The organism is Bradyrhizobium sp. (assembly GCF_049581145.1).
Classification (GTDB): Bacteria; Pseudomonadota; Alphaproteobacteria; order Rhizobiales; family Xanthobacteraceae; genus Bradyrhizobium.
In genome coordinates this window covers 1-2,732 of record NZ_JBAURI010000428.1, presented here as the reverse complement: position 1 = coordinate 2,732, position 2,732 = coordinate 1, and the positions used below count along the sequence as shown (strand labels likewise).

Here is a 2,732-nt window from a genome sequence, read left to right as displayed (position 1 = left end):
CGGCGCCGCCGCGAGCGCGCTGATCGGTCTCGTTCGGCGCGCCGACACATCAAATGCGCGGGTGTCGGCTCCAACTGTTACTTCGCGCGCCTGACCGAACAGGATGTCCATGAGCAAACTGCAGCTTTCGATCGCGATCGGCGACTATGACCGGATGCGTCCGCTGGTGGACGGCGTGGTGGGAATCGACGGTGTCGATCCGCAAATCATGTTGCTGGAGCCGGAGGAGATCTTCTTTCGCGCGTTCCGGCATCAGGAATTCGACGTCTGCGAATTGTCGCTCAGCAGCTACAGCGTCAAGACTGCCGCCGGCACCAGCCCCTATGTCGCGGTGCCGGTGTTCCCGTCCCGCGCGTTCCGCCACAGCTCGATCTATGTCCGCACCGACCGCATCAGGTCGCCCGGCGAGCTCAGGGGGCGCCGCATCGGGGTGCCGGAATATCAGCTGACGGCGAACATCTGGGCCCGCATGATCCTCGAGGAGGATCATGGCATCCGCCCCTCTGATATCACCTGGGTCCGCGGCGGCTATGAGCAGCCCGGACGCATCGAGAAGATCAATCTCGACCTGCCACCCGGTGTCGTGGTGGAGGACGCCGGCCCCGGCGAGACGATTTCCGCGCTGCTCGCAAGCGGACGGCTGGACGCGGTGATCGGGCCGCGCGCTCCGTCCTGTTTCGAGCGCGGCGATCCCGACATCGGCTACCTGTTCGCCGATCCGCAGCAGGCGGCGGCAGACTGGTATCGGCGAACCCGGCTGTTTCCGATCATGCACACGCTGGGAATCCGCCGCGCGCTGGCCGAACAACATCCCTGGCTGCCGGTCGCGGTGTTCAAGGCGTTCGAGCGCTCGAAGGCGATCGCGCTGGCGAAGCTCGGCGATACCTCCGCCGCCAAGGTGACGCTGCCGTTCGTCGAGGATCACCTGCGCGCGGCGCGGTCGATGATGGGCGAGGATTTCTGGCCCTACGGACTGGAGCCGAACCGCGCCGTGCTCAGCCGATTCCTGCAGCGTCACCACGCGGAGGGATTGTCGGCACGGCCGCTCGCGCCGGAAGAGCTGTTCCATCCGGCGTCGCTGGAGCTGCACAAGATTTAGCGCTGTAGGCTGCAGGACGGATTGAGCCGTCAGTCCGCGCATTGCGCGGACCGACGGGCGTCATCCGCCGCTTTCGAGCCAAGTGACGCACGAGACGAGCTATTCCGAAGTCCTGATCATACGAGACGAAGGAGTAGGATGGGTAGAGCTCTTGCGAAACCCATCAATTCCCCGCGCGGCGATGGGTTTCGCGGTCGGATCGGACGAGGGTCCGATTCTGACCGCTCTACCCATCCTACGTGATCGATTCCATGAAACTGAGTTGACTCATCCTTGGTCATTCCGGGATGCACTCCGGCCGGCGATGGCCGGTCGGAGTGCAGGCCCGGAATCCATAACCACGGACCGACGTATTTGGGCAGGCGCGGCATCGCGTGCACGACACGACTTCTGCCGGGGGTTATGGATTCCGGGCTCGCGCAAGAGCGCGCCCCGGAATGACGGCGGAGGAGATGTCCGGAAAACAGCCCCCGCACGCAGAGCGATCAAGCGCCGTGCATATGACAACCTTCACGAATCGCTCGTCTGGCGTCTGCGTTGCCCCGAGTCGTCGCCACGAAGCGATGGCATGGTCGTCGTCGTGCTTGCGGAGGTTGAAGCGGCGGATGACGCCCGTCGCGCCGCGCCTGGCGCGCCCCGATGGGCTCCAATCCGCCCACCGCCAGCTGTCATGTCGTGACTATCAGCGAGCTGGGGTCGTCCGCATGTATCGACCATCACGGCGTCATTGTGAGGAGCGAAGCGACGAAGCAATCCATTCTTCCGCTTGCGGCATCAGCTTGCGCAGCCAGATCGAGCCGGGGTCCATCTCGGCGCGGGTGGGATGGAACATGTACTGCTCGTCGATGCCGGGCGAATAGATATCATATTCGCGATCGATAGGAAGAATGGCGCGCCGCGCCGTGAGGCGACGGGTCGAGCGGCAGAGCTGATACGACCGCGTCGTAAACTCCTTCGCGAGGGCCCGGAGCGGGGCCGCTGCCTGGCTTGAGACTGAAGCGGCGATCCGTATTCGACAACACGTCGTGTCCCACATGGTTGTCATGGCCGGGCTTGTCCCGGCCATCCACGTCCTTTTTGCCGCGAGCACCTCGAAGACGTCATGCCCGGGACAAGCCCGGGCATGACGAGTGAGCGTGTGGAGCGCAACGCATCTGCGACCAGGCGTTTTTATCCGGAAGCGAGCCGCGTGCGCCGAAGATGCGCGAGTTGCTTTTTCCTCCTCTCCCCGGGCCCTTTGGGAGAGGTGAACTCCGTTCGCCGCCCCCGCTCAGGATACGGGCAGGAGAGGTCAACGGCCCGCGGCGCTCACGCCTTAACGCCTCCCAGAAATATAGCGGCGGCGTCGGAGCCGGATTGGAACTTTTCTGCGTCCTGCGGCGTTCCATAAGCCCGCCGGCCGCCTTGCGGCCGTAACGCCGATTCAGGATCGTTTGATGCTTGCTGCTCCCTCGTATGGCCCGGTTCGCGCGAGGGACGGGGTGCTGCCCGGCTTGCGTGAAGTCCTGAAGCAGGCGACCGCCGTCGCGCATCGCAAGCTCGATGCCCAGTTGACCGGCTTCGACCTGACCGGCCGCCGCGGCTATCGGCGTTTCCTTCAGGCGAGTGCCAACGCGCTGCTGCCGCTCGAGGC

1 protein-coding gene and 2 pseudogenes are annotated in these 2,732 nt (G+C 64.9%); 2 read left to right on the top strand and 1 reads right to left on the bottom strand.

Features of this window, described 5'->3' with window-relative positions:
- Window positions 1-109 precede the first annotated feature (109 nt).
- The gene (locus WCB02_RS13970) at window positions 110-1,099 is read left to right on the top strand and encodes an ABC transporter substrate-binding protein (RefSeq protein ID WP_423958809.1); all 990 of its coding nucleotides are present in this window, start codon (window positions 110-112) and stop codon (window positions 1,097-1,099) included.
- Window positions 1,100-1,823: 724 nt separating this feature from the next.
- Here the strand turns inward: WCB02_RS13970 and WCB02_RS13965 are convergent.
- Window positions 1,824-1,952, bottom strand: a pseudogene (locus WCB02_RS13965) (LysR family transcriptional regulator); the annotation flags it as partial.
- Window positions 1,953-2,535: 583 nt separating this feature from the next.
- On the opposite strand from WCB02_RS13965, the pseudogene WCB02_RS13960 reads away from it, so the two are divergent.
- Window positions 2,536-2,732: pseudogene (locus WCB02_RS13960) on the top strand (biliverdin-producing heme oxygenase); the annotation flags it as partial.